Here is a 25,444-nt window from a genome sequence, read left to right as displayed (position 1 = left end):
GACCGATCCTCAGCGATGGACCACGCCTGGCAGTACGCAGAGCATTTCGTACAGCAGGTTGGCGCCCAACAGCGAGGTATTACCGGTGGTGTCGTACGCTGGCGAGACTTCTACCAGATCGCAGCCGACCAGATCGAGGCCTTGGCAGCCGCGCACGATTTCGATCGCCTGAATGGTCGTCAGACCGCCGATTTCCGGGGTGCCCGTGCCGGGTGCCCAAGCCGGGTCGATACCGTCGATATCGAAACTCAGGTACACCGGACCGCCGCCGACTTTCTCGCGAACTTCGGCCATCAGCGGTGCCAGGGATTTGTGCCAGCATTCTTCAGCTTGAACCACACGGAAGCCTTGATTGCGGCTCCAGTTGAAGTCATCGGCGGTGTAACCCTGAGCGCGCAGGCCAATTTGCACCACGCGGTCGCAATCCAGAAGGCCTTCTTCTACAGCGCGACGGAAGGTGGTGCCGTGGGCGATTTTCTCGCCGAACATGTGATCGTTCACATCGGCATGAGCATCGATGTGCACCAGGCCGACCTTGCCGTGTTTTTTATGGATGGCACGCAGGATCGGCAGGGTGATGGTGTGATCGCCGCCGAGGGTCAGGGGGATCACATCATGTTCGAGGATATTGTCGTAGGCCTCTTCGATGATCCGCACGGCGTCCAGCAGGTTGAACGTGTTGATCGCCACGTCACCGATGTCGGCAACCGACAGCGAATCGAACGGCGCGGCGCCGGTGGCCATGTTGTACGGGCGGATCATCACTGATTCAGCGCGGATTTCACGTGGTCCGAAACGGGTGCCGGGGCGCAGGGACGTGCCGATGTCCAGCGGGATGCCGATAAAGGCAGCATCCAGGCCGGCAGCGGATGGCAAATGGGGGAGTCGCAGCATGGTGGCGATGCCGCCGAAGCGCGGCATTTCGTTGCCGCCCAGTGGTTGGTGAAGAATCTTGTCCACGGGTAAGGCCTCATCGTCGTTGTTTTATTTATGTCGGTTGCACGCTCGGGGAGAGACGGGCACCGCTGTGGGCCGATTCTGCGAAATGTAGTGGCCGGGAAGAATCGCTACGGGCAAATACTTAGTTCAGATTTTTCTAAACTAATGGCGAGGGCAGCGATAGACTCTTTCGCGTGATCGTTCCCACGCTCTGCGTGGGAATGCATCCACGGACGCTCCGCGTCCAGCTGTTTCCTGCATGTGACGCAGAGCGTCACGGGCTGCATTCCCACGCAGAGCGTGGGAACGATCTAGGTGCTTGGAGTCCCCCATGGCCAACGCTTTACCCGACCTGAAACTATTGCGCATTTTCGTCAGCGTGGTCCGCCATCAAGGGTTCGCCAACGCCCAGCAAGAGCTCAACCTCTCGACCTCGGCCATCAGCACTTACATGAGCCAGCTCGAAGCGGCTCTGGGCCTGGTGCTTTGCCATCGCGGTCGCGGTGGTTTCAGCCTGACCAGCAAGGGCGAGCTGTTCCATCAGGAAACCTTGCGTCTATTGGGCGAACTCGAAGGTTTCGAACAATACGCCGCCGCCCTCAAAGGCGAGTTGCGCGGCACCTTGAACCTGGGCGTGATCGACTCCACCGTCAGCGACAAAGCCTTGCCGTTCGCCGAAGCCATCGGTGCCTACAGTCAGGAACACCCGGCGGTGCATTTGCATCTGTCGGTCATGAGCCCCTACGAACTGCAACTCGGCGTGCAGGACAACCGCCTCGACCTGGCCATCGGTGCCTTTTCCACGCGCATGAGCGGTCTGGTCTACATGCCGCTCTACCGCGAGCAGCACTGGCTGTATTGCAGCAGCCGCCACCCGCTGTTTAGCGAGCGGCGTATTCCCGAGCAAGTCATCACCCAACAGCGCATGGTCGGTCGCGGCTATTGGAGCCAGGCCGAACTGGCCCGCCACGGTTTCAAACACAGCGCGGCGACGGTGGAAAGTATGGAAGCTCAGCTGATTCTGGTGCTGTCCGGTGCCTACATCGGTTACCTGCCGGAACACTACGCCCAGGCCTGGGCCGACAAAGGTGATTTGCGCGTGCTGCTGCCAGCGACGTTCGGTTATCAGGCACCGTTCTCGATGATCGTGCGCCGTGGCCGCAGCCGCGAACCGCTGATCCAGACTTTCCGCGACCTGCTCAAAGCGCAGCTCAATCAGGCTTAAGAAAATGTCCAGAATCCAATGCCCACGCTGTCTGCGACCGCAAACCCATTGTCTGTGCCCGCTGATTCCGAGCCTCGACAGCCGCACTCGAGTGTTGCTGCTTCAGCATCCAAGCGAAGTGAACCACGCGCTGAACACCGCGCGGTTGGCGGCGTTGGGGTTGAAGAATGCCGAGTTGATTGTGGGCGAGGTGTTCGAGGATTTGCCGACGCTGTTGAATCAGCCGGGCTATCAGGCACGGTTGCTGTTTCCCGGTGAGGAGGCGCAGCCGATGCAGGCCTACACCGCGAATGATGAGCCGCTGCTGCTGGTGGTTCCGGACGGCACCTGGCGCAAGGCGCGTAAAATGTTGCACCTCAATCCGTTGCTGGCGGCGTTGCCCAGAGTGACATTGGCCGAGGGCGGGGTGTCCCGATATCGCTTGCGCAAGGCTCCGGGGCCGGGGGCGTTGTCGACGGTGGAGGCGATTGTGCAGGCGTTGCAGACGCTTGAGTCACCCGCCAGTTTTGAGCCGTTGTTGAAGCCATTCGAGGCGTTGATCGAGGGGCAGATTGCGGCGATGGGGGAGGAGACCTATCAGAAGAATCACGGGCGATGATCGTTCCCATGCTCTGCGTGGGAATGAATCCAGTGACGCTCTGCGTCACATCCGGGAAGGGACGCGGAGCGTCCCGGGCGGCATTCCCACGCGGAGCGTGGGAACGATCACTCCTTCGGAGAATGACTACCGCTCCCGCATCGCCTCGGTCCGGGCTTTCAACACCGGTTTAAGCAAATAATCCAGCACCGTTTTCTCCCCGGTAATAATGTCCACCGTCGCCACCATCCCCGGAATGATCAGCAGCGGTTTCACATCCCCGCCCAAGTGATTTTTATCGGTCCTTACCTGAATCAGATAAAAACTGTTGCCCTTGTCATCGGTGATGGTGTCCGCCCCGATCAGCTCCAGCTTGGCACTCAGCCCCCCGTAAATCGTGTAGTCATAAGCGCTGAACTTGACCATGGCTTTCTGGCCCGGGTGCAGGAACGCTACGTCTTGAGGGCGGACCTTGGCTTCGATCAGCAGGTTGTCTTCCAGCGGCACGATTTCCACCATGTCGTTGCCCGGCTGGACCACGCCGCCGATGGTGTTGACCTTCAGCACTTTGATGATGCCGTGAACCGGCGACACCACGGTGGTGCGCGTCACGCGGTCATCGATGGCGATGCTCGTCGCGGTTATTTTCGACAGGTCGGTGCGTTTCTCATTCAGCTCTTTTGCCGCGTCCGAACGGAAGGATTGTTCGGACTCATCAATCTTGCTTTTGATCTCATTGATCGCCGATTCCGCCCGGGGAATCGCCAGGGTCGTGGCGTTCAGCGAGCCACGGATTTCCACCGCGCTGCGTTTGAGCCGCAGGATTTCCACCGGCGAAACCGCCCCGGTGCCCACCAGCGGCGCAGACATGTTCATCTCTTGTTGCAGCAGGGCCAGGCTGGAACTGAACTGCCCCTGTTTGGAACGGAATTCCGCCAGCTCCTGGGTTTTCTGTCGAAGTTGTTCGGTCAGCGTACGCTGTTCACTGGCCAGCCGGCGCTGACGTTGTTCATACAGCGAGCGTTCGTCCTCGGCTACTTGCGGCGCCTTGGCGATCACTTCCGCAGACAGCTTGAACGGCCGACCTTCCGCTTCGGCCGATAGCCGTTCGACCTGCGCGGTCAGTGCATAGCGGTCCGCTTCGCTTTCACCTTTGTTCGACAGAAATCGCGTGTCATCCAGGCGCAGCAAGGTGTCGCCCTTGTTCACCATTTGCCCTTCGCGGACGAAGATCTCGGTGACGATACCGCCCTCCAGATTCTGGATCACCTGCACCTTGCTCGACGGAATCGCCTTGCCTTCGCCCGTGGTGACTTCCTGCAACACGGCGAATTTGGCCCAGAGCAGCGCGGTGATCAGCAGCGCTGCCGCCAGCCACACGGTGATCCGTGACCAGCGCGGCGAATCCTGCAACGAGGCGCCGGCGGTTTCCGGCATGAATTCGCTTTCGGCGCTTTTGCTGAAACTGCCGAAGTAGCCTCTGTCTTTTGATGATGCGGACGATGAATCAGCCATGGGCAACTCCTAGACCGTCGCAGAGCCGACACGGCCCTTGCGCAATGCATCGATGACCGCTTCTTTCGGGCCGTCGGCGACGATCCGCCCGTTGTCCAGTACCACCAGCCGGTCTACCAGGCTGAGCATCGAGGTGCGGTGAGTGACCAACAGCAGGGTTTTGCCCTGAATCCAACCGTGGAGTTTTTGCCGCAGGACGTCTTCGCTGCTGTTGTCCATGGCGCTGGTGGGTTCGTCGAGCAGCATGATCGGCGGGTCGAGCAACAAGGCCCGCGCCAGCAACACCGCTTGCCGTTGACCGCCCGACAGCAACTGACCGCGTTCGCCCACCGGCCGGTCGAAACCCTGGGGATGTTGGCGAGCCAGTTCGGTGACACCGGTCAGTTCGGCGACTTCAAGCATCCGCGCGTCGCTGATGTAACGCGCGCCGAGGGTCAGGTTGTCGCGCAGGCTGCCGGCCAGCAACGGCAGGTCGTGGGCGACGTAACCGATTTGCTGGCGCAGGTCGGCGACATCCAGTTGTCGCAGGTCCAGGCCATCGAGCAGCAGCTGACCTTCCTCGGGGGCATAAAAACCCATCACCAGGCGCGCCAACGTACTTTTGCCTGAACCACTGCGGCCGATGATGCCGATCCGTTCGCCGGGTTTCAGGCTGAAGCTGACGTTGGCCAAGGCGGGAGCATTCTGGCCGTTGTAGTGGAACGTCACGCCGCTGACATCCAGTGCGCCTTGCAATTGTGTGCGCTCCAACGGCCGCTGTTTGGCGTCACGTTCTTGCGGCAACGACATCAGCGCGTCGGTGCTTTTCATGGTCAGTTGCGCTTGCTGATAACGGGTGATCAGCCCGGCGATCTGCCCCAGCGGCGCGAGCACACGACTGCCGAGCATGTAGGTCGCCACCAGCGCGCCGACGCTGAGGTTGCCGGCGATGATGCTGTAGACCCCGGCGACGATGGTCGCCATGCCGGAGAATTGCTGGATGAACAGCGTGCCGTTGGTGGCCAGCGCCGAGAGGTTGCGCGCATGGCTGTCGAGGCGGGTGAGGGCGCCGTGGGTGCTTTCCCATTTGTGCTGGCGTTCGCTTTCGGCGCTGCAGGCCTTGAGGGTTTCCAGGCCGCCGAGAGTTTCGATCAGCAAGGCCTGACGTTCGGCGCCGAGGCTCAGACTTTTCTGCACGGTGTCGCGCAGACGTGCCTGGATCACCATGGCAAAGATGATCGTGAGGGGGAAGGCCAGCAGCGGAATCACCACCAGCCAGCCGCCGAGCAGGCCGATCACCACCAGCATCAATACCGCGAAGGGCAGGTCGATCAGGCTGGTCAGCGTGACGGCAGTGAGAAATTCCCGCAGGCCCTGAAAATCATGAATGCTCTGGGCGAAACCGCCGATGGTCGCTGGCCGCGCTTTCATCGCCATGCCGGTGATGCGTTCGAACAAGGTCGCCGAAAGAATCACATCGGTTTTCTTCCCGGCGGTGTCCAGCAGGTGCGCGCGAACCACCCGCAGCACCAGTTCGAAACCGGTGCCAATCAGCAAGCCGATCGACAGCACCCACAACGTTGAAGTGGCCTGGTTCGGTACCACCCGGTCGTAGGTCTGCATCACGAACAGCGGCACCATCAGCCCCAGCAGGTTGATCAGAAAACTCGCCAGAATCGCGTCGCTGTACAGCCATTTCGACAACTTCAGCGTGTCGCGAAACCATGCCTCGACTCGCGGCACCAGCGGCGCGCGCAAGTCTTCGAGTTCATGTCGCGGCCGGGCGAACAAAGCCTGGCCGCTGTAGTTGGCGACCAGCTCGTCCGTACTGACCCATTGTTCTCCGCCGTCGGCTTCGCTCGGCAGAATCAGTGCCTGACCGTCATCGCCGAAGCGACGCAAGACCGCGCAGCGGCCATGGTTGAGGATCAGCATCACAGGCAGGTTGAGCGCGGAAATTTCTCCCAGCTCACGGCGCAACACACGCGCCTGCAAACTGGCCCGAGCCGCTGCGCGCGGCAGCAGGTCCAGGCTCAAGCGTTGGTGTGCCATTGGCAGCCCGGCACTCAGGCTGGCGCGACTGACCGTCGCGCCATGAAGTTTGCAGAGGATCAACAGACCGTCCAGAAGCGGGTCGTCGAAGCTCAAACGCGGATCGACACTCGTGTTGCCGGTTTCCATGCTGGTCATATTGATTGCCTGTGGCGAAGGAGCTTGCTCCCGCTTGAGTGCGCAGCACTCACACTGTCTTCATCCTCAATCGGTGTTCGGGGTTGCTGCGCAACCCAGTGGGAGCAAGCTCCCTCGCCACAATTGGTCACGTCGAGCTACTTCATTTCAGTTCAGGCAAACGAGCTTCGTTTTTCACTTCGGTGGAGGCGATCGCATCGGCGGGCAGCACCACCCGTTGTTTGCTCAGCAACTGGCCCATGTTCGCCAGCACGCGGTACATCGAGAATTCCTCGGTGTAGCGCACTTCGGTGTAGCGGCGGTTGGCGTTGTAGAGCTCGTTTTCACTGTCGAGCAAGTCGAGCAGGGTCCGTTGACCGAGACCGAACTGATCCTGATACGCGGCCCGTACGCGGGTGGTGGTTTCGGCGTATTCACGGGCGGTCGGGGTTTGTTTCTTGGCGTTGAGCATGGCGTTCCAGGCCAGGTGAATGTTCTCGTTGAGCTGGCGCAGGGCGTTGTTGCGGATGTCCAGCGCCTGGTTGATCTGGTGCGCATCGGAGGCCAGCCGGGCCTTATCGCTACCGCCGCGGAACAGGTTGTAGTTCATCAGCACACCTACTCGCCATTGGTTGTCGTGACCTTCGTCGCCCTGAATATTGTTATTCGCGCCCACCGCCGCTTCAGCGTCGAAGCGAGGGTAGAACGGCGACTTGGCGACTTCATACTGGCTCTCGGCCGATTGCACATCGGCCTGGGCGGATTTCAGGTACGGATTGTTTTCCACCATGCTCTGCTGGGCTTCCGGCAGGGTGGCGGGCAATTCGCCACGGGTCGATGGCGGCGCTTCGAGTTCATCGGGCATGCGCCCCACGACGCTGTAGAAATTCGTCTCGGCATCGGCCAGATCGACTTCGGCGGTGTCGAGGTTGTTTTGCGCCAGCGCCCGGCGAGCGGTGGACTGGTCGGAGTCAGCGTTACTGCCGACCCCACGCTGGGTGCGCAGGCCGATCTGATCGTTGACCCGCATGTGCGCTTGCAGGTTGTTCTTGGCCAGGGTCACCAGTTCGCGGCGCTTGAGTACTTCGAGGTACACCTCGACGGTGCGCAGGGCCAGATCCTGGGCGGTGCCCTGAGCGTAATAGGCTCGCGAGTTGGCCACGCCTTTGGTGCGCGCGACTTCGTTGGAGGTGTTGAAACCGTCGAACAGCATCTGCCGCAGGCGCAGTTCCGATTGGGTGTAATTGAGGATTTCGGTGTGGTGATTGCCCTGCGCCCGAGTGGTGGTGTTATCGCTGTAGCCGCGTCCGTAGCCGGCGTTCAAATCCACCGATGGATAGAAACCCCCTTTGGCGACTTTAATCTGCTCGTCGGCCGAGAGTCGGGCGTCGACCCGCGACGCCAATTCCGGGTGGGTCGCAATGGTGCTCTGGATCGCCTCGGTCAATGACATCGCCTGAGCTTGAGAAGTGCAGGCCATGGCCAGCAAAATCGCGCTGCAGAGGGGGGTTAAAACGCGCATGGATGCCTCTCCCTGATTCCTGATGGTGCTTAGCGGTCGCCAAATATTTGACGTTATTTTTAAGTGAATCCGTTTCACGCTTGTTACAACAGAAGCTAAGAACATCCTGACGGGAAGCTAAGAAGGATTTCTCATAAAACTTATGTCGAAAAAAACTTATGCGCGCTGAAAAATCCAGCACATTGTTCAATCCGAAAGCCTTGTTTTTATGAGTTCTCAGGAACATCGACGGGCTTGAGGAAAGTTCCATTCACTTGTCGACACAGGGCGAAGAAGTGCTGGAGGGGAGGGAAGCGAGACGGTTTTCCAGTGACGTTTTTTTGTCACTCGGGTGATTCAGAACCGTTACGCATTGTTCGCAGGCCGGTTATTTTGGAAGTGGACCCCGATGCCGTTGATTGCAGAGGGTTTTATCCCGATCCAGAAATTCCCCTCGCGAGCGACACGCCTGGCGAAAGTGTCGGGAGGCAGTGGTTTACGTCAGGTAAACGCTTTCTCGGCAAACGATTCGCCAAGCCAACCTGCTTGAACCATGGGCACGTTCTTCGCGCAAACAGGATGCCGACAGCAGTTGGCAGCGGAGGAAATGCACATGGCAACGCTCATCGGTATCGTCAGTAAGGTCATCGGTCAGGTGTATGCAGTGGCGGGTGATGGCACCCGACGCACCCTGGTCGAGGGCGATCGGCTGTTTGCCGGCGAGCAGCTGGTCACCGGGGCCGAAGGCGCGGTGGCGGTGCAACTGCAAAATGGCCAGGAGCTGACCTTGGGTCGTGACAGCAGCCTGCAGATGACGTCCCAAATACTGGCGCATCAGGTCCCGCACGTGGAGACCTCTGAGGCGATGACGCCGAGCCAGGCGCAATTGACCGATGTCGAGCAACTGCAAAAAGCCATTGCCGCCGGCGCCGACCCGACCCAGACCGGTGAGGCCACCGCCGCCGGGCCAGGCGCAACGGCTGGCGCACTGGGCGGTGGTCACAGTTTTGTACTGCTGGAGGAAGTGGCGGGCCGGGTGGATCCCACGATTGGTTTCCCCACGGCGGGCTTCAACGGTATTCCCGAATTCCCTCTGGAGCGCCGGGACCCGGACAACGGCGACAACGGCGATGCACCGAATAACCCCGTCACCCTCATTGGCCTGTCGGCGGCAGGAGGCGAACTGACCCTCAATGAAGCCAACCTGGCGGACGGTTCGGTCAGCAACCCCGCAGCGCTGATTCAACACGGCACCTTCACCGTGATTGCGGCTGACGGCCTGACCAGCCTGAACATCGGCGGAATCAACGTGATCAGTGGCGGTGTGCCTGCCGGTTTTGCGCAATCGATCACCACGCAACTGGGCAACACCCTGACGATCACCGGCTACAACCCGGCCACTGGCGTGGTGAGTTACAGCTACACCCTGGTCGGCAACGAAACCCACTCGGCGGGCGACGGCGCCAACACCCTCAGTGAACAGTTCACCGTGGTCGCGAGTGACAGTAACGGTGATACCGCCACCGGTTCGCTGGACGTCAACATCACCGACGATGTGCCCAAAGCCATCGACGACACCAACGTCAATACCGCCTCGGAAACCCTGCTGACCCTGACGGGCAGCGTGCTGCCCAACGACATCCAGGGTGCCGACCGCATTGCCACCGGCCCCGACAGCGGGCCGATCATCGGCGGCACGTTCAACGGGACTTACGGCACACTGGTACTCAATGCCAACGGCACCTACACCTACACCCTGAATACCAGCGACGCCGATTTCAAAGCCTTGCGCGGCGACGGCAGCGCTACGGAAACCTTCACCTACACCCTGACGGATGCCGACGGCGATACCAGCACCGCGAACCTGGTGCTGGAGATTCACAACAACGATGATCCGGTGACCTTCGGTGGGCTGAATATCGAAGGCGGCGAGTTGACTGTTTACGAGAAAAACCTCGCCGACGGCAGTGACCCCGATGCACCGGCGCTGACCCGCAGCGGCACTTTCACCATCACTGCTCCAGACGGAGTGCAAAACCTCAGCATAGGTGCAATCAACGTGGTGCTCGGCGGTCTGGCCGCAGGCTTCCCGCAATCGTTCGTCACGCCGCTGGGCAATACGCTGACCATCACCGGGTTTGACCGTACGACTGGCGTGGTCACTTATAGCTACACCCTCAACGCTAACGACGCGCACCTGGGGGCCAACGGCGGCAACAGCCTGGCCGGGCAATTTGCAGTAATGATGGTGGACGACAACGGCACCATCGCCCACGGCATTCTCGATGTGAACATCGTCGATGACGTGCCACAAGCCGTGGACGACAGTAATGCCAACACCGCCTCGGAAACCCTGTTGACGTTAACCGGCAGCGTGCTGCCCAACGATATCCAGGGCGCCGACCGCATTGCCATCGGCCCCGACAGCGGGCCGATCATCGGTGGCACGTTCAACGGGACTTACGGCACTCTGGTACTCAACCCCAACGGCACGTACATCTACACCCTGAACACCAGCGATGCGGACTTCAAAGCCTTGAACGGTGGTGGCAATGCTACCGAGAATTTCGTCTACACCCTCACCGATTCCGATGGCGATACCAGCACTGCGACGCTGGTGCTGAACATCCATGACAACGATGACCCGGTGACCCTCGATGGCCTGAACGTCAACGGCGGCGAACTCACCGTCTACGAGAAAAACCTCAGCGACGGCACCAGCCCCAACACACCGGCCTTGACCCAGAGCGGCACCTTTACCGTCACCGCCCTCGACGGTTTGCAAACCCTGACCGTGGGCGGCATCGCGGTGGTCACTGGCGGTGTGGCCGCAGGTTTCCCGCAATCGATCGTCACGCCGCTCGGCAGTACGCTGACCATCACCGGCTTCGACATTGCGACCGGCGTGGTCAGCTACAGCTACACACTGGTGGATAACGAAACCCACCCGAACGCCAACGGCACCAACAGCATCACCGAGAACCTCAACGTCATTGCCACCGACGTCGATGGCAGCACGGCATTGGGTCAGATCAACGTCAACATCGTCGATGACTTGCCCACCGCCAACCCTGATCTCGCCATGGTGGGCGAGGGCGAAACGGCCTCGGGCAACGTGCTGGACAACGACATCGGTGGCGCCGATGGCCCGGCACTCAGTGGTGCAGTGGTCGGCGTGCGCGCCGGCAGCGACACCACGACCTCGGCCATCGGTGGCTTGAACACTCAAATCAACGGCACCTATGGCTACTTGACTCTGGATGCCAGCGGCAACGCCATTTACCACAGTAATCCGAACTCGGTCAGCGCGCCGGGCGCCACGGATGTGTTCACCTACACCGTGCGCGATGCCGACGGCGATGAAAGCACCACGACCATCACCATTAACGTGGCCGATTGCACCCTCGTGGCGGCCAGCGATAGCGACGTGACGGTTAACGAAAACGCCCTGGATTTGACCCAGGATGGGCAGGACCTGGCGGCGGGCACGACCACCGGCAGTGAGCCAGGCAGCACCGGCGAAACTGCTTCCGGCACGTTGGTCGGCTCCGTCACCGGCGCCACTGGCGCAATCACCTACACCCTGATCGGCAGCGCCACCGGGACTTATGGGCAAATCCTGCTCAACTCCGACGGCAGCTACACCTACACCCTGACCTCCGCACCAACGACCACACCCAACGCCAACGACGGGCCGAATACCCTGAGCGAAAGCTTCACCTACCAAGCCACCGATCCTCTCGGAAACAGCGTCACCAATACCATCGTGATCAGCATTGTTGATGACGTACCCACCGCTCACGCCGATGCGGTCTCGGTGGTAGAGGGCGGTACGGTCAGCGGGAATGTGCTGGGCAATGATGTGTTCGGTGCTGATGGCCCTGCGTCGGGTGGTGCAGTGGTCGGCGTGCGCGCCGGTAGCGACACTTCGACTTCAGCCATCGGCGGCCTGAATACGCAAATCAACGGCACCTACGGCTACCTGACCCTGGATGCCAATGGCAACGCCGTGTACCACAGCAACCCGAACGCGGTCGACGAGCCGGGCGCCACGGATGTGTTTACCTACACCGTGCGCGATGCCGATGGCGATGAAAGCACCACGACCATTACCGTCGACGTGTCCAACTGCTCCCTTGTAGTGGTCCCCGATAACGACGTGACGGTTCAGGAAAAAGCTCTGGATTTGACCAAGGACGGCCAAGACTTGGCAGCAGGCACCGTCACCGGCAGCGAGCCGGGCAATACCGGTGAAACCGCCTCCGGCACGCTGGTCGGCTCCATCACTGGCGCTACTGGCGCAATCACTTACACCTTGGTCGGCAGCGCCACCGGAACCTACGGACAAATCCTGCTCAACCCGGACGGCGGCTACACCTACACCCTGACCTCCGCACCTACGACCATACCCAACGCCAACGACGGGCCGAATACCCTGAGCGAAAGTTTCACCTATCAGGCCACCGACTCCCTGGGCAATAGCGTCACCAGTACCATCGTGATCAACATCGTCGATGACGTGTCGACGGCTCACTGCGATTCAGTCTCGGTGGTGGAGGGCGGGACGGTCAGCGGGAATGTGCTGCACAACGATGTGCTCGGTGCTGATGGCGCAGCCGCGAGTGGTGCAGTGGTTGGCGTGCGCGCCGGCAGCGACACTTCGACCTCTGCCATCGGCGGTTTGAACAGTCAAATCAATGGCACCTACGGCTATCTGACTCTGGATGCCAATGGCATCGCCGTGTACCACAGCAACCCGAACTCGGTCGACGAGCCGGGCGCCACGGATGTGTTCACCTACACCGTGCGCGATGCCGACGGTGATGAAAGCACCACAACCTTGACCATCGGCGTGTCCAACAACTGTCTTGTAGTGGTCACTGATACCGACGTGACCGTTTACGAAAAAGCCCTGGACTTGACCCAGGATGGGCAGGATCTGGCCGCGGGCACGGTCATCGGCAGCGAGCCTGGCAACACCGGTGAAACCGGCTCCGGTACGCTAGTCGGTGCGGTCACCGGCGCCAGCGGCGCGATCACTTACACCCTGGTCGGCAGTGCCACCGGAACCTACGGGCAAATCCTGCTCAACCCCGATGGCAGCTACACCTACACCCTGACCTCGGCGCCGAAAACTTCGCCCGACGCCAATGACGGCGCGAACACCCTGAATGAAAGCTTCACCTACACCGCCACCGATGCCGTGGGCAACAGCACCACCGGCACCCTTGTAGTCAACATCGTCGATGACGTGCCGCCTGACGCCGTCGCCTCGGACCGTTCGGTGCCCGCGGTGCAGATCGACTCCAACCTGCTGCTGGTGATCGACGTGTCCGGGAGCATGGACGACCCCTCCGGCGTGTCGGGGCTGTCGCGGCTGGACCTGGCCAAGCAGGCGATCAGTGCGCTGCTCGACAAGTACGACGACCTGGGCGACGTGAAGGTGCAGATCGTCACCTTCAGCAGCAGCGCTACGGACCAGACGTCGATCTGGGTCGATGTGGCGACGGCCAAGTTGATTATCGCGACGTTGACGGCGGGCGGCGGGACCAACTACGACGCGGCCGTGGCGACCATGCAAAGCGCATTCAACACCACGGGCAAACTCATCGGGGCGCAGAACGTCGGCTACTTCTTCTCCGATGGCAAGCCCAACGAAGGCGACATCGGCACCGCGGACGAGATCGCCCTCAAAGCCTTCCTCGACGCCAATGGCATCAAGAACTACGCCATCGGCCTGGGTAGCGGTGTCAGTAACGACAGCCTCGATCCAGTGGCCTATGACGGCAGTACGCACACCGACACCAATGCCGTGGCGGTGACCGACCTCAATCAACTCAACTCGGTACTCTCGGGCACCGTGCAAGGCGCGCCGGTCACCGGCTCGCTGCTGGGCGACGGCGAGGGCGAGGGCGGTACGTTCGGCGCCGATGGCGGCTTCATCAAAACCATCACCGTCGATGGCACCACCTATACCTATGATCCAAAAGCCAACAGCAATCAGGGCTCGCTGAACTTCAGCGGCGGCGCCAACCACGGCACGTTCAACACCGCCAACAACACCTTGAGCATCGCCACCGACAACAGCGGCACGCTGCTGGTGAACCTCGACACCGGCGAGTACACCTACACCTCGCAGACAACCACGGCCGCGGTGATCAGCGAAAACATCGGCTTCACCGCCAGCGACAACGACGGCGATCTGGCCAGCTCCACGCTGGTGATCAACGTGATTCCGAACACGCCACCGGTGGCGGTCGATGACCATGTCATCACCAACGTGCTGTCGGGCAGCATTGTGCTGCCGGGCGAATTGCTGCTGGCCAATGACACCGACGTCAATGGCGATGCGCTCACGGCATCGCCGACCACCTTCAACACCGGATGGGGGGGCAAGGGCGCAGACTTCATCGGCACCAACTCGAGCTTCAGCTTCACTGGCAATAACGTCCAGGGTGTCACCATCGCCCGTAGCGCATTCGTCGCCAACACCGTGGCCATGACGGCGGTGCTGGTGGTCAGCGGGGCGCTGGGCTCGGTCAGTAACAACAACACCAATGACGAGGATCTCATCACCGTCAACCTCAAACAGGGGGAAACCCTCAACCTGGACCACAACCTGGCGGCCGGCCGCATCACCCTGGAGTACTCGGTCAACGGCGGGGCTTTCACTGCCATCGCCGACGGCCAGACCATCACCGCCACGGCGGACGGCACGTACCGGATCCATATCACCAACATCGACGACGGTGGTCCGGGCAACAGCGGGAAGGGGGCGGAAAACTACCAGCTGACCATGACCGTCAACTACGCCGACGCTCAGGACAGCACTCCGGATTTCCACGGCACCTACATCGCCAACGACAACCACGGCGGCAGCGACGCGGCCAATGTGACCATCAGCTATCAGGACGGCCATACGCTGACCGGCACTTCGGGCGACGATGTACTGGTGGCGGGCGCTGGCAACAATGTCCTCAATGCCGGCGACGGCAATGACCTGCTTACCGCCGGGTCAGGCAACAACGAGCTGCATGGCGGCGCCGGCAATGACTTGCTGTTCAGCGGAGCGGGCAACGACCTGCTCGACGGCGGTAGCGGCAACGACACCGCGAGTTACGCTCATGCCACCGCCGGCGTCGCCGTCGACCTGAGCCTGCTCACCGCGCAAAACACGCTTGGCGCAGGCACCGACACCCTGACCGGCATCGAAAACCTCACCGGTTCAAACTTCAACGACAGCCTCACGGGCGACAACAACAGCAACATCATCAACGGTGGTTTGGGTAACGATGTGCTCAACGGCGGGGGCGGCGACGACTTCCTCATCGGCGGCCTGGGCAACAACACCCTCACCGGCGGCAGCGGCGCCGACACCTTCCAGTGGCTCAAGGGCAACAGCGGCCACGACATCATCACCGACTTCACCCCAGGCACCGACAAGCTCGATCTGTCACAACTGCTGCAAGGGGAAAACGGCACCGCGGCGTCGCTGGATGACTACCTGCACTTCACCGTCACCGGCAGCGGCGCGTCGGTGCTCACCAGCATCGACGTCAGCGCCATGGCCGGCGCCACGCCGAACCAGACCATCGACTTGGCCGGTGTGAACCTGGCCAGCCACTATGGCGTCACGCCGGGGGCGGGTGGGGTGATTGCCGGTGGGGCGGACACGGCGACGATCATCAACGGCATGCTTAATGACCATTCGTTGAAGGTGGATACCGTGTGAGTTGAAACGACAAAACCCGCCATCCCGGTGAAAGGGGATGGCGGGTTTTTGATCGTTCCCACGCAGAGCGTGGGAACGATCAAGCCCTGTGGCCTCGGGTCAATGGTCAGGACGGCGGATCGAATAGAGTGGCGGCTGTACGCGGGTTAGCAGACCAGGCATCAAGGAACCCGGCGCACCGACTTGCCCGCGAAGCTTTCGACTCAGGTCGCCTCGTTCAGGTATTTGCCCACGGTCGCCACGTTGTCGAGCGAGTACTGCTTGCTCAGATTGGCGATCATTTTGCTCTGGGCTTCGGTCACGTTGAACTGCTCGGTGGAGCTGTCAGTGTTCTGCTCGCGGCCGGCTTGCAGGGTGGCTTTCAGTTCATCGCTGCTGTCGCTATCCAGAATCTTGAGCAACGCGGCGCTGTTGTCGGTGCTGGTCGACGAGGTGCTGTCGCTGGCCAGGGCGCTGCTCAGTTCGGTGGTTGTGACACTGCCGTCGCTGTCGGTATCGAGCTGGCTGAACAGCTCTTCGCTGGACACCTGCTGAGGTGGCGGTGGGGTCAGGCTGGCGACGAGTTCGTCCTGGCTGATGGTGCCGTCTTCATTCTTGTCCAGGGCCGAGAAGATTTCTGCGCTGTCGGCCGTGCTGCCGGCGCTGGTCAGGCCGTTGCTCAGTTCATCGCTGCTGATGGCGCCGTCGCTGTCAGTGTCCAGGGCGCTGATCAGCGCATCGGCCAGTTCGGTGCTCGGTGCCTGATCACGTGGTGGCGGCGGAGGAGGGGCCATCGCGGCCATTTCTTCGCTGCTCAGGCTGCCACTTTCGTCGCTGTCCAGGTCGCTGAAGTTTTTGCTCAGGCTGACCAGCAAACCGTCATCGGTTTTCTGCGACAGGGCGCTCGTGAGCTCGTCCTGATCCACCGCGCCGTCGCTGTTGCTGTCGAGTTTGGCGAGCAAGTCTTTCTGGAATTGCTGGCTGCGGGCGCTGTTGGTGGAGGTGCTGCTGGTGCTGGTATAGCTCGTGTAGTTGCTGACACTACCGATCATTGGGCTCACTCCTAATGGGAAACCGGTGGGTGCACCGGTTTATGCAGCCTCAAGGGGCAAATTGTCGTGGGTATGTGGGGTTTGTACCGTCCGGTACACACACACAGATATCAGGCCAGCCTGCGATCCTGTGGCGAGGGGTGTGTGACTCAGAAGCGCGGCAGGCGGATGATGGCGGTTAGACCACCACCGGAGGTCTCTTCCAGGCTCAACTGCCCACCCAAACGCTCCGCTGCCTCGCGGGCGATGGTCATGCCCAAACCGACGCCACCAGAATTGCGATTACGCGAACCTTCCAGACGAAAGAACGGTTCGAACACCGCTTCACGTTTATCCGCCGCGATACCCGGGCCATGGTCGATGACCCGGATCACCAGTTCCTCTCGGCTGTCCTCAAGCGTGATCAGCGCGTCCCCGGCATAACGCAGGGCGTTGTCCAGCAGATTGTTGATGCACGAGCGCAAGGCCATCGGCTGAACCTGCAACGGGGCGCAGTGGCCGTTGGTCTTGACGTTGGCGCCCTGGTCCTGGGCGTTTTCGCTCAGGGATTCCACCAGTGCCTGCACGTCCATCCATTGCGGCACCTCGCTGGTGCGCTGTTCGTGCAGGTAGGTGAGAGTGGAATCGAGCATGCTGATCATGTCGTCCAGGTCCTGCCGCATCTGGCCTTGCAGCTTGTCGTCATCGACCTGCTCCAGTCGCAGCTTGAGCCGCGACAGCGGTGTTCGCAGGTCATGGGACACCGCGCCAAGCATCCGCGAGCGTTGCTGCACTTGTTGAAGAATGCGTTGCTGCATCAGATTGAAGGTGTGCGCCGCTTGCCGCGCTTCCCGTGGCCCCGACTCATCCAGCGGTGGACTGTCGAGATTTTCACTCAGGCGCTCGGCGGCGTCGCTCAGGCGTTGGATCGGGCGGGTTAGCAGCTTGGCGCCGTACCAGGCGGCGATGATCAGCGAGACAAACTGAAAGGTCAGTGGCACCAGTGGCCCGCCGAACCACGGTCGCGGTGGCCGGTTGTCGAATCGCGGGTCCATTGGTGGGCGTTGTCCGTCGAAGCGCTCGGAAAATTCCGACGGCGGAGGAGGGGGAGGCGGTGGACCGTAATGTTTGAACCAGAAGAACGCCAACAAGTGCGCCAGTACGATCGCCAGCAGCAGCACGCCAAACAGGCGGCCGAACAGCGTATCGAAGCGCGCACGCATCAGCCAATGTCTCGTGCGTCGAACAGATAACCCTCGCCGCGAACGGTCTTGATCAGCTGTGGGGCTTTCGGGTCATCGCCGAGTTTCTGGCGCAGGCGCGACACCAGCAAATCGATGCTGCGATCAAAGGCTTCGATCGAGCGACCACGGGCGGCGTCCAGCAGTTGTTCGCGGCTGAGTACCCGGCGCGGACGTTCGATGAACACCCAGAGCAAACGGAATTCGGCGTTGGACAGCGGCACTACCAGCCCATCGGCGGCGATCAACTGACGCAGCACGCTGTTCAGTCGCCAGGTATCGAAGCGAATATTCGCACGCTGTTCGGTGCGGTCGTCGCGCACCCGACGCAGAATGGTCTGAATTCGCGCGACCAGTTCCCGCGGCTCGAATGGCTTGGCCATGTAGTCGTCGGCGCCCAATTCCAGGCCGATGATCCGGTCGGTGGGTTCGCAGCGGGCGGTGAGCATCAGGATCGGAATGTCCGATTCGGCGCGCAACCAGCGGCACAGCGACAAACCGTCTTCGCCCGGCAGCATCAGGTCGAGCACCACCACGTCGAAATGCTCGGCTTGCAGGGCCTGACGCATGGCGGCGCCATCGGTGACGCCGCTGGCGTGGATACTGAACCGGGCCAGGTAGTCGATCATCAGTTCACGGATCGGGATGTCATCGTCTACGATCAGGGCGCGAATGCTCCAGCGTTTATCGTCGGCCGGCGCTTTTTGATCGTCGTTCAGAGGTGCTGGGGAGTTGTGCATGCGTGTGTTCATCTGCCAGATAGGCTGCCAACCACAAAGATAGGCTGCGAGGTTGTGGCTTCAGCATAGGCGTCCGGCCGTGAGGCGGGAAGTGCTGTAGGACCTGTTGCGGCTGCCGAGAGTAGCGTTGAAGGGTGTTGTGGGCGTGTCATGTGTGTACCGAACTCGACACAATTTCCGCAGCAGCTAGTCTTGTCTGAGCCGCGACGACGAATTACCGATCATCGGGTCCCGCAGCGGCGCTGGTTCCGCTACAATGCGCGCCGATTTCGACTTGCCTGAGAGCCCACTCATGTCCGCTTGCCAGACGCCTATCATCGTCGCCCTGGATTTCCCCTCCCGTGACGCCGCACTGAAGCTGGCCGATCAACTGGACCCGAAGCTGTGCCGGGTCAAAGTCGGTAAAGAACTGTTCACCAGTTGCGCTTCGGAAATCGTCGGCACCCTGCGCGACAAGGGTTTCGAAGTGTTCCTGGACCTCAAGTTCCACGACATCCCGAACACCACCGCCATGGCCGTCAAGGCCGCTGCGGAAATGGGTGTGTGGATGGTCAACGTGCACTGCTCCGGCGGTCTGCGCATGATGGCCGCCTGCCGTGAAGTGCTCGATCAGCGCAGCGGCCCGAAACCGTTGTTGATCGGCGTGACCGTGCTGACCAGTATGGAGCGTGAGGATCTGGCGGGTATCGGTCTGGACATCGAGCCACAGGAGCAGGTGCTGCGCCTGGCCGCGCTGGCGGAAAAAGCCGGGATGGACGGTCTGGTCTGCTCGGCCCTGGAAGCCCAGGCCTTGAAAGCCGCTCACCCGTCGCTGCAACTGGTGACCCCGGGGATTCGTCCGGCGGGCAGCGCCCAGGACGATCAACGCCGCATCCTGACCCCGCGTCAGGCGCTGGACGCCGGTTCCGACTATCTGGTGATCGGCCGTCCGATCAGCCAGGCGGCGGATCCGGCGAAGGCGTTGGCAGCGGTCGTCGCAGAAATCGCTTGAGCGGCGCCTGCTAAAACCATTCGCGGGCAAGCCTCGCTCCTACAAGTTATGTGTCATGACCGACATATGACCTGTAGGAGCGAGGCTTGCCCGCGAAGCTTTTAAACCTTCAACACCAACTTCCCGAAATTCTCGCCGCTGAACAATTTCATCAGCGTCTCCGGGAATGTTTCCAGTCCTTCGACAATGTCTTCCTTGCTCTTGAGCTGCCCCTTGGCCATCCAGCCGGCCATTTCCTGCCCGGCAGCGGCGAACTGCGCGGCGTAATCCATCACCACGAAGCCTTCCATCCGTGCACGGTTGACCAGCAGCGACAGGTAGTTGGCCGGGCCTTTGACCGCTTCCTTGTTGTTGTACTGGCTGATGGCACCGCAAATCACCACCCGTGCTTTCATGTTCAGACGGCTCAGCACAGCGTCGAGAATATCGCCGCCGACGTTATCGAAATACACGTCGACGCCTTTCGGGCATTCGCGCTTGAGGCCGGCCTGCACGTCTTCGTTTTTGTAGTCGATGGCACCGTCAAAACCCAGCTCGTCGATCAGGAACTTGCACTTGTCCGCGCCGCCGGCGATGCCGATCACCCGGCAACCTTTGATCTTGGCAATCTGCCCGGCAATGCTGCCCACTGCACCGGCCGCGCCCGAGAGCACTACTGTTTCGCCGGCTTTCGGCGCGCCGACATCGAGCAGGGCGAAGTAGGCGGTCATCCCGGTCATGCCCAGCGCGGATAAATAGCGCGGCAGCGGCGCCAGTTTCGGATCGACCTTGTAGAAACCTCGCGGCTCGCCGAGGAAGTAATCCTGCACACCCAAGGCGCCGTTGACGTAATCCCCCACGGCAAAACCCGGATTGTTCGAGGCAATGACTTTGCCTACGCCCAATGCACGCATCACTTCGCCAATGCCAACCGGAGGGATGTAGGACTTGCCCTCGTTCATCCAGCCACGCATGGCCGGGTCCAGGGACAGGTATTCGTTTTTGACCAGGATCTGACCCGCCGCCGGTTCGCCGACCGGTACTTCTTGATAGGTGAACGTGTCACGGGTGGCCGCCCCCACGGGACGTTTGGCGAGCAGGAACTGGCGATTGGTCTGGGTAGTCATGACAGGCACTCAAGATGAATGAAGTCTTGTTGATAGACCTTCATGGGCGATGTCGCAAGGTTGGCTGACGCTGCGAATGCACATCGATCCAGTGCAGTGATAGTCAGGGCGGTGGTTCTATCACTGCAACTCATGGGCAACCAACCGGCCTTCTGATAGTGCTGCCGTGCCATACGCCCCTATGACTAGACTGGCCACACGCGATCCCCTGCATTCTTCCCTCTGAGGACATAACAATGAGCATGACGTTTTCTGGCCAGGTTGCCGTTGTGACAGGCGCGGCCAATGGTATTGGCCGCGCGACCGCTTTGGCGTTCGCCGCCGAAGGTTTGAAAGTGGTGGTTGCCGATCTGGATGCGGCCGGTGGCGAGGGCACGGTGGCGCTGATTCGTACCGCCGGCGGTGAAGCGACTTTCGTGCGCTGCAACGTCACTGTGGAAAGCGATGTAAAAAATCTGATGGACGAGGTCGTGAATACCTACGGCCGTCTCGACTATGCCTTCAACAACGCCGGTATCGAAATCGAGAAAGGCAAACTGGCCGAAGGCACGGTCGATGAGTTCGACGCGATCATGGGCGTCAACGTCAAAGGCGTCTGGTTGTGCATGAAGTATCAGTTGCCGTTGCTGCTGGCCCAGGGCGGCGGCGCGATCGTCAACACCGCCTCGGTTGCCGGCCTGGGGGCTGCGCCGAAAATGAGCATCTACGCGGCCTCGAAACACGCGGTGATCGGCCTGACCAAATCGGCGGCCATCGAATACGCCAAGAAAAAGATTCGCGTGAATGCGGTATGCCCGGCAGTGATCGACACCGACATGTTCCGCCGAGCCTACGAAGCGGACCCGAAGAAAGGCGAGTTCGCCAATGCCATGCACCCGGTCGGGCGTATCGGCAAAGTCGAAGAAATTGCCAGCGCGGTGCTGTACCTGTGCAGTGACGGCGCGGCGTTCACCACCGGTCATTCGCTGGCGGTGGATGGTGGGGTCACAGCGTTTTAGACCCAATCCCTGTAGGAGCGAGCAAGCCCGCTCCTACAGTTTTTTATCGCTCGGCGCCGGTTCCGTGAAGACGCCGGTCATTGTGTTTCAAATGGTTAGAACCGGCGGTTTTGGCGGCTTTGTCGCACATCCCCTCGAGCGTTCCTGTGATTAACTGTTTCCCGCAAAACAGACAGGAGTTTGCTTGCTCATGGAGTTGAGAATCGATCGACAGGCATTGGTGCCTGTCGTGCAGCAAATCGTCGACGCATTGGCCGACTGGCTTCGTCGCGGCGAGGTGTTGCCTGGGACGCGTTTGCCTTCCGTGCGGCAAATCGCGCGGATCAATCTGCTCAGTCAATCCAGTGTTGTCGAGGCCTGTGAACGGCTGGTGGCTCAAGGGGTGCTGGCGACGCGTAACGGGGCGGGTTTCTTTGTCGCGGCAACGGCGCTGGCCACTCAGGGGCAATGGGACCTTCCTTGGTCCGAAGGGGGTGAGCAGCAGAGCGGCCTCGTCGGCGAACTGAAGCTGGGGTGCGGCGGATTACCCGAAAGCTGGCGTGAGACTGACGATCTGAGCTACGCCATACGCCAGGTCAGCCGCACCGACATGGCCGGGTTGTTCAACTACAGCACGCCGCTGGGCCTGCCTGCCTTGCGCCAGCAGATCCTCAAACGATTGCAGCAGCTGAATATTGCGGTGGATGAAAGCCGAATCCTGACCACGGCGGGGGCCAGTCATGGGCTCGATTTGATTGTGCGTACTTTGTTCAAACCGGGCGATTGCGTGGTGGTGGAGAGTCCGGGCTATTCGATGTTGTTCGATTTGCTCAGGCTACACGGGGTCAGCATGATCGAGGTGCCACGAACCCCACGCGGGCCAGACACCGAAGCACTCGAGGCACTGTTGCGCAAGTACAAACCCTGTGGCTTGTTCATCAACAGCTTTTATCACAACCCCACCGGCAGCAGTTTGACCCCGGGGGTAGCTCAGCAGGTCCTGCAACTGGCCAAAAACCATGGGGTACTGGTGATCGAAGACGACGTCTATGCCGATTTGCACAGCGGCCCCGGCACGCGCCTTGCGGCACTGGGCATCGATGACAATGTGATCTACGTCGGCAGCTACTCCAAAACCCTCAGCAGTTCGTTGCGGGTTGGCTTTGTCGTGGCCGATGCCGACATTATTTCGCGACTCGCCAGGGTCAAGATGATCAGCAGCATGGGCGCTTCACGGTTTAGCGAGTCGGTGCTGGCTTGTCTGTTGGCCAGTGGTGCCTATCGTAAATTGGTGCAACGTCAGCGTCAGCGTTTAAGCACAGACCGGGAGGCGGCCTTGCAGGTGCTCGAAGACGCGGAGTGGGAGGTTTTCGGCAAACCGGTGGGCGGCCTGTTCATCTGGGCGCGATCACGCCGCTCCGACTCTGCTCAGGTGCGGGCTCAGGCGCGGCGCTTCGGTGTCTTGCTGTCTTGCGCAACGGCATTCAGTCCCACTGGCCAGGCCCATGACTGGCAGCGCATTAACGTCGCCTATGCCTGTGATCCTCGCGCACGGGCGTTTTTTCAGGCGACCGCTCTGAATCGACCTCAAACGTTCTGAAAGCGACGTAGGCGTAGCTTTTTGCCATTATTCAGACGCCGGAGACTTGTGTTGGCACAAGCCCGTTGCGAATCTGCATCAACAGACAATGGCAGGGGACTAAGCGCAATGATTTCGGCCGTGCAAGGACGTTTTGCCAACCTCGGTATGGCGAAAAAACTGGGTGTCGGGTTTGTACTGGTGCTGCTGTTGACCGCCCTGGTGGCGGCCATCGGCGTATGGTCCCTGCAAACCATCAGTCAACGCTTCGACGGGCTCAAGCAGATGTCGTCGCTCAACAGCGGTTTGCTCAAGGTGCGCTTGCTCGAGCAGGAATACGCCTTGCACGGTAATCCGAAAACCGCGGACGCCTTGCGCGCCGGGGTGGACGCTCTGGTTGCTCTGGCGACCGAGCTCAAGGCTCAGTCGGCGACCAATGTGCCGGTCATGAATGACGTCGAGCAATCTCTGGGCGCCTATCGCAAGGCTTTTGACGAGTTTGTCTCGCTGAGTCAGGCCAAGGATCTGGCACTGGAAATGGCCAGTTGGTCGGTGTCCAGCGTGGCCAATAACCTGGACGTGTTGCAGTCCGGTCTTGCCGATGATGGTGCCTATACCTTGAAGGAATCCGAGGGCAAGGACGGCGCGCAATTCATCGAGCAAGCCAATCAGGTCAGTCAGGTATCGCGGCTGATGTTGCAGGCCATGAACGAAGCGCGCGTGCGCCTGGACCTGAGCCGCAAGGGCGACGACAGCGCCGGGCAGGGCAAGATCGAGCAGGCCGATCAGGCGCTGACCCAGGCCGGGCAGCTGAAAACCACGATCAAGGATGAGGGTTACCAGACCGTCCTCAATGAAGTGTCCGGTCATATTGCCGGTTTCAGTGAAAAACTCGCCGAGTACACCGACTTGTTGGCGCAGGAAAAGACCGTCTACGAGCAGCTTCACCAGCGTGCCGCTCAAGTGGTGGCGCGGGTGGACCAGGCCTATGTTGCCGAAGATCAGTCGATGCAGGCAGAGCTGAAAAAGAATTCGCTGTTGATTATCGGCTCCTCGGCACTGGCCTTGCTGGTGGGGCTGATTGCTGCGTGGGTGATTACCCGTTTGATCGTCGCACCGCTGCGCCGTGTGATCCGCGTCGCTCAGCAGATCGCCGCAGGCGATTTGAGTGCAACGATTGATGTGACCCGCCGCGACGAGATCGGCCAGTTGATGCAGGCCATGCAGCAAATGGGCGCGGGGCTCAGCAGTATCGTCAGTGGTTTGCAGGCCGGTATCGAACAGCTGGCAAGCTCTGCTCAATCGCTGTCGGCGGTGACCGAGCAGACCAACCTTGAAGTCAGTAGCCAGAAGGAAGAAACCGAGCAAGTCGCCACCGCGATGAACCAGATGACCGCCACGGTGCACGACGTCGCACGTAACGCGGAGGAGGCCGCCCAGGCGGCGCAGACTGCCGATGGCAAGGTCGAAAGCGGTCAGCAGGTGGTACGTCAGAGCATGGCGCGGATCGAACAATTGGCGGACTCGGCCACCTCGGCCAGCTCCAGCATCGAAAGCCTCAGTGCGGAAATCCAGAACATTGGCACGGTGCTCAGCGTAATCAAAAGCGTCGCCGAGCAGACCAACCTGTTGGCGCTCAATGCGGCCATCGAGGCGGCGCGGGCGGGTGAGCAGGGCAGGGGTTTTGCGGTGGTGGCCGATGAAGTTCGGGCACTGGCCAAGCGAACCCAGCAATCAACCGAGGAAATCGAACGGCTGGTCAGTGCCTTGCGTTCAGCGGCGCAATCGTCGGTGCAGCAGATTCAGAACAGCGGCGAGTTGGTGAAGCTGGCGGTGAGCGATGCGTTGCAGACCGAGAGCGCCTTGGGGAGCATTGCGGCAGCGGTGTCGTTGATTCAGCAGATGAACCAGCAGATTGCGGCGGCTGCGGAAGAGCAGAGTTCAGTGGCCGAGGAGATCAATCGCAGTGTCACCAGTATCCGCGCCAGTGCGGATCAGTCGTCGCTGGCGATGCGGGGCAATGCGGCGTCGAGTATTGAATTGGCGCAGTTGGGGGTTGAGTTGAAGGGGATGGTGGGGCACTTCAGGCTGTAGGGGCTGCCCTCCACCAATCCCAACGCAAAAAAAAGCCACCTGCCCCGGTGGCTTTTCAGCATTTGCATG

At 60.9% G+C, this 25,444-nt stretch carries 15 protein-coding genes and 1 pseudogene; 8 read left to right on the top strand and 8 right to left on the bottom strand.

The window, feature by feature from the left end; all coding sequences use genetic code 11:
* Positions 1-9: 9 nt before the first annotated feature.
* A complete protein-coding gene (gene speB / locus CKW20_RS18880; protein ID WP_030131905.1) occupies positions 10-960 on the bottom strand; it encodes an agmatinase in 951 nt (316 codons plus the stop codon).
* A 310-nt stretch (positions 961-1,270) separates the two neighbouring features.
* Between speB and CKW20_RS18875 the strand changes: the two genes are divergently transcribed.
* Positions 1,271-2,164 (top strand): LysR family transcriptional regulator, encoded by an 894-nt coding sequence (locus CKW20_RS18875; protein WP_095054283.1) that lies wholly within the window; start codon positions 1,271-1,273, stop codon positions 2,162-2,164.
* 4 nt (positions 2,165-2,168) lie between these two features.
* The gene (locus tag CKW20_RS18870) at positions 2,169-2,762 is read left to right on the top strand and encodes a tRNA-uridine aminocarboxypropyltransferase (RefSeq protein WP_095054282.1); all 594 of its coding nucleotides are present in this window, start codon (positions 2,169-2,171) and stop codon (positions 2,760-2,762) included.
* A gap of 126 nt (positions 2,763-2,888) precedes the next feature.
* Here CKW20_RS18870 and CKW20_RS18865 read toward each other — a convergent pair whose 3' ends face one another.
* The 3 genes from CKW20_RS18865 to CKW20_RS18855 all read right to left on the bottom strand — a co-directional run bounded on the left by CKW20_RS18865 (position 2,889) and on the right by CKW20_RS18855 (position 7,926).
* Positions 2,889-4,256, bottom strand: coding sequence for an HlyD family type I secretion periplasmic adaptor subunit (locus tag CKW20_RS18865; protein WP_095054281.1), 1,368 nt, complete (start codon positions 4,254-4,256; stop codon positions 2,889-2,891).
* A 9-nt stretch (positions 4,257-4,265) separates the two neighbouring features.
* A complete protein-coding gene (locus tag CKW20_RS18860) occupies positions 4,266-6,425 on the bottom strand; it encodes a type I secretion system permease/ATPase (protein ID WP_095054280.1) in 2,160 nt (719 codons plus the stop codon).
* Positions 6,426-6,567: 142 nt separating this feature from the next.
* Positions 6,568-7,926, bottom strand: coding sequence for a TolC family outer membrane protein (locus tag CKW20_RS18855; RefSeq protein ID WP_095054279.1), 1,359 nt, complete (start codon positions 7,924-7,926; stop codon positions 6,568-6,570).
* A gap of 592 nt (positions 7,927-8,518) precedes the next feature.
* Here CKW20_RS18855 and CKW20_RS18850 point away from each other — a divergent pair.
* Positions 8,519-15,637: a retention module-containing protein gene (locus CKW20_RS18850; RefSeq protein WP_095054278.1), complete on the top strand. Its 7,119-nt coding sequence runs from the start codon at positions 8,519-8,521 to the stop codon at positions 15,635-15,637.
* A 203-nt stretch (positions 15,638-15,840) separates the two neighbouring features.
* Here the strand turns inward: CKW20_RS18850 and xopAW are convergent, their stop codons facing one another.
* From xopAW to CKW20_RS18835, 3 genes are all read right to left on the bottom strand, one after another.
* Complete coding sequence (gene xopAW, locus CKW20_RS18845; protein ID WP_095054277.1) at positions 15,841-16,668, bottom strand: XopAW family type III secretion system calcium-binding effector; 828 nt, start codon at positions 16,666-16,668, stop codon at positions 15,841-15,843.
* A gap of 149 nt (positions 16,669-16,817) precedes the next feature.
* The gene (locus tag CKW20_RS18840; RefSeq protein ID WP_095054276.1) at positions 16,818-17,870 is read right to left on the bottom strand and encodes a HAMP domain-containing sensor histidine kinase; all 1,053 of its coding nucleotides are present in this window, start codon (positions 17,868-17,870) and stop codon (positions 16,818-16,820) included.
* Complete coding sequence (locus CKW20_RS18835) at positions 17,870-18,628, bottom strand: response regulator (RefSeq protein ID WP_095054275.1); 759 nt, start codon at positions 18,626-18,628, stop codon at positions 17,870-17,872. The genes CKW20_RS18840 and CKW20_RS18835 overlap by 1 nt, the downstream gene beginning before the upstream one ends.
* 292 nt (positions 18,629-18,920) lie before the next feature.
* Between CKW20_RS18835 and pyrF the strand changes: the two genes are divergently transcribed.
* Positions 18,921-19,619: an orotidine-5'-phosphate decarboxylase gene (gene pyrF / locus CKW20_RS18830; RefSeq protein ID WP_176466926.1), complete on the top strand. Its 699-nt coding sequence runs from the start codon at positions 18,921-18,923 to the stop codon at positions 19,617-19,619.
* Between the two features lie 101 nt (positions 19,620-19,720).
* Here pyrF and CKW20_RS18825 read toward each other — a convergent pair whose 3' ends face one another.
* On the bottom strand, positions 19,721-20,725 hold the full coding sequence (locus CKW20_RS18825) for an NADP-dependent oxidoreductase (protein WP_095054273.1): 1,005 nt from the start codon (positions 20,723-20,725) through the stop codon (positions 19,721-19,723).
* 236 nt (positions 20,726-20,961) lie between these two features.
* Here CKW20_RS18825 and CKW20_RS18820 point away from each other — a divergent pair, with 236 nt between their 5' ends.
* The 4 genes and pseudogenes from CKW20_RS18820 (at position 20,962) to CKW20_RS30200 (ending at position 25,375) form a co-directional block, all read left to right on the top strand.
* On the top strand, positions 20,962-21,723 hold the full coding sequence (locus tag CKW20_RS18820) for an SDR family oxidoreductase (protein WP_030131915.1): 762 nt from the start codon (positions 20,962-20,964) through the stop codon (positions 21,721-21,723).
* 190 nt (positions 21,724-21,913) lie between these two features.
* Positions 21,914-23,302 (top strand): PLP-dependent aminotransferase family protein, encoded by a 1,389-nt coding sequence (locus CKW20_RS18815; RefSeq protein ID WP_095054272.1) that lies wholly within the window; start codon positions 21,914-21,916, stop codon positions 23,300-23,302.
* A 108-nt stretch (positions 23,303-23,410) separates the two neighbouring features.
* Positions 23,411-24,466, top strand: a pseudogene (locus CKW20_RS30205) (methyl-accepting chemotaxis protein); the annotation flags it as partial.
* 27 nt (positions 24,467-24,493) lie between these two features.
* On the top strand, positions 24,494-25,375 hold the full coding sequence (locus tag CKW20_RS30200) for a methyl-accepting chemotaxis protein (protein WP_371857440.1): 882 nt from the start codon (positions 24,494-24,496) through the stop codon (positions 25,373-25,375).
* The last annotated feature ends 69 nt before the right edge of the window (positions 25,376-25,444 follow it).

Source organism: Pseudomonas sp. Irchel s3b2 (assembly GCF_900187445.1).
Classification (GTDB): Bacteria; Pseudomonadota; Gammaproteobacteria; order Pseudomonadales; family Pseudomonadaceae; genus Aquipseudomonas.
The sequence above is the reverse complement of the archived record's forward strand: the minus strand, read 5'-3'. Positions and strand labels throughout refer to the sequence as shown.

Excerpts from the sequence above, each read along its gene's own strand:
- CKW20_RS30200 (WP_371857440.1), top strand. The coding sequence starts at position 24,494 with ATGCAGGCCATGCAGCAAATGGGCGCGGGGCTCAGCAGTATCGTCAGT.
- CKW20_RS18850 (WP_095054278.1), top strand. The coding sequence starts at position 8,519 with ATGGCAACGCTCATCGGTATCGTCAGTAAGGTCATCGGTCAGGTGTAT.
- CKW20_RS18875 (WP_095054283.1), top strand. The coding sequence starts at position 1,271 with ATGGCCAACGCTTTACCCGACCTGAAACTATTGCGCATTTTCGTCAGC.
- CKW20_RS18860 (WP_095054280.1), bottom strand. The coding sequence starts at position 6,425 with ATGACCAGCATGGAAACCGGCAACACGAGTGTCGATCCGCGTTTGAGC.
- CKW20_RS18825 (WP_095054273.1), bottom strand. The coding sequence starts at position 20,725 with ATGACTACCCAGACCAATCGCCAGTTCCTGCTCGCCAAACGTCCCGTG.
- CKW20_RS18815 (WP_095054272.1), top strand. The coding sequence starts at position 21,914 with ATGGAGTTGAGAATCGATCGACAGGCATTGGTGCCTGTCGTGCAGCAA.
- CKW20_RS18865 (WP_095054281.1), bottom strand. The coding sequence starts at position 4,256 with ATGGCTGATTCATCGTCCGCATCATCAAAAGACAGAGGCTACTTCGGC.
- pyrF (WP_176466926.1), top strand. The coding sequence starts at position 18,921 with ATGTCCGCTTGCCAGACGCCTATCATCGTCGCCCTGGATTTCCCCTCC.
- CKW20_RS18870 (WP_095054282.1), top strand. The coding sequence starts at position 2,169 with ATGTCCAGAATCCAATGCCCACGCTGTCTGCGACCGCAAACCCATTGT.
- CKW20_RS18820 (WP_030131915.1), top strand. The coding sequence starts at position 20,962 with ATGAGCATGACGTTTTCTGGCCAGGTTGCCGTTGTGACAGGCGCGGCC.
- CKW20_RS18835 (WP_095054275.1), bottom strand. The coding sequence starts at position 18,628 with ATGCACAACTCCCCAGCACCTCTGAACGACGATCAAAAAGCGCCGGCC.
- CKW20_RS18840 (WP_095054276.1), bottom strand. The coding sequence starts at position 17,870 with ATGCGTGCGCGCTTCGATACGCTGTTCGGCCGCCTGTTTGGCGTGCTG.
- xopAW (WP_095054277.1), bottom strand. The coding sequence starts at position 16,668 with ATGATCGGTAGTGTCAGCAACTACACGAGCTATACCAGCACCAGCAGC.
- CKW20_RS18855 (WP_095054279.1), bottom strand. The coding sequence starts at position 7,926 with ATGCGCGTTTTAACCCCCCTCTGCAGCGCGATTTTGCTGGCCATGGCC.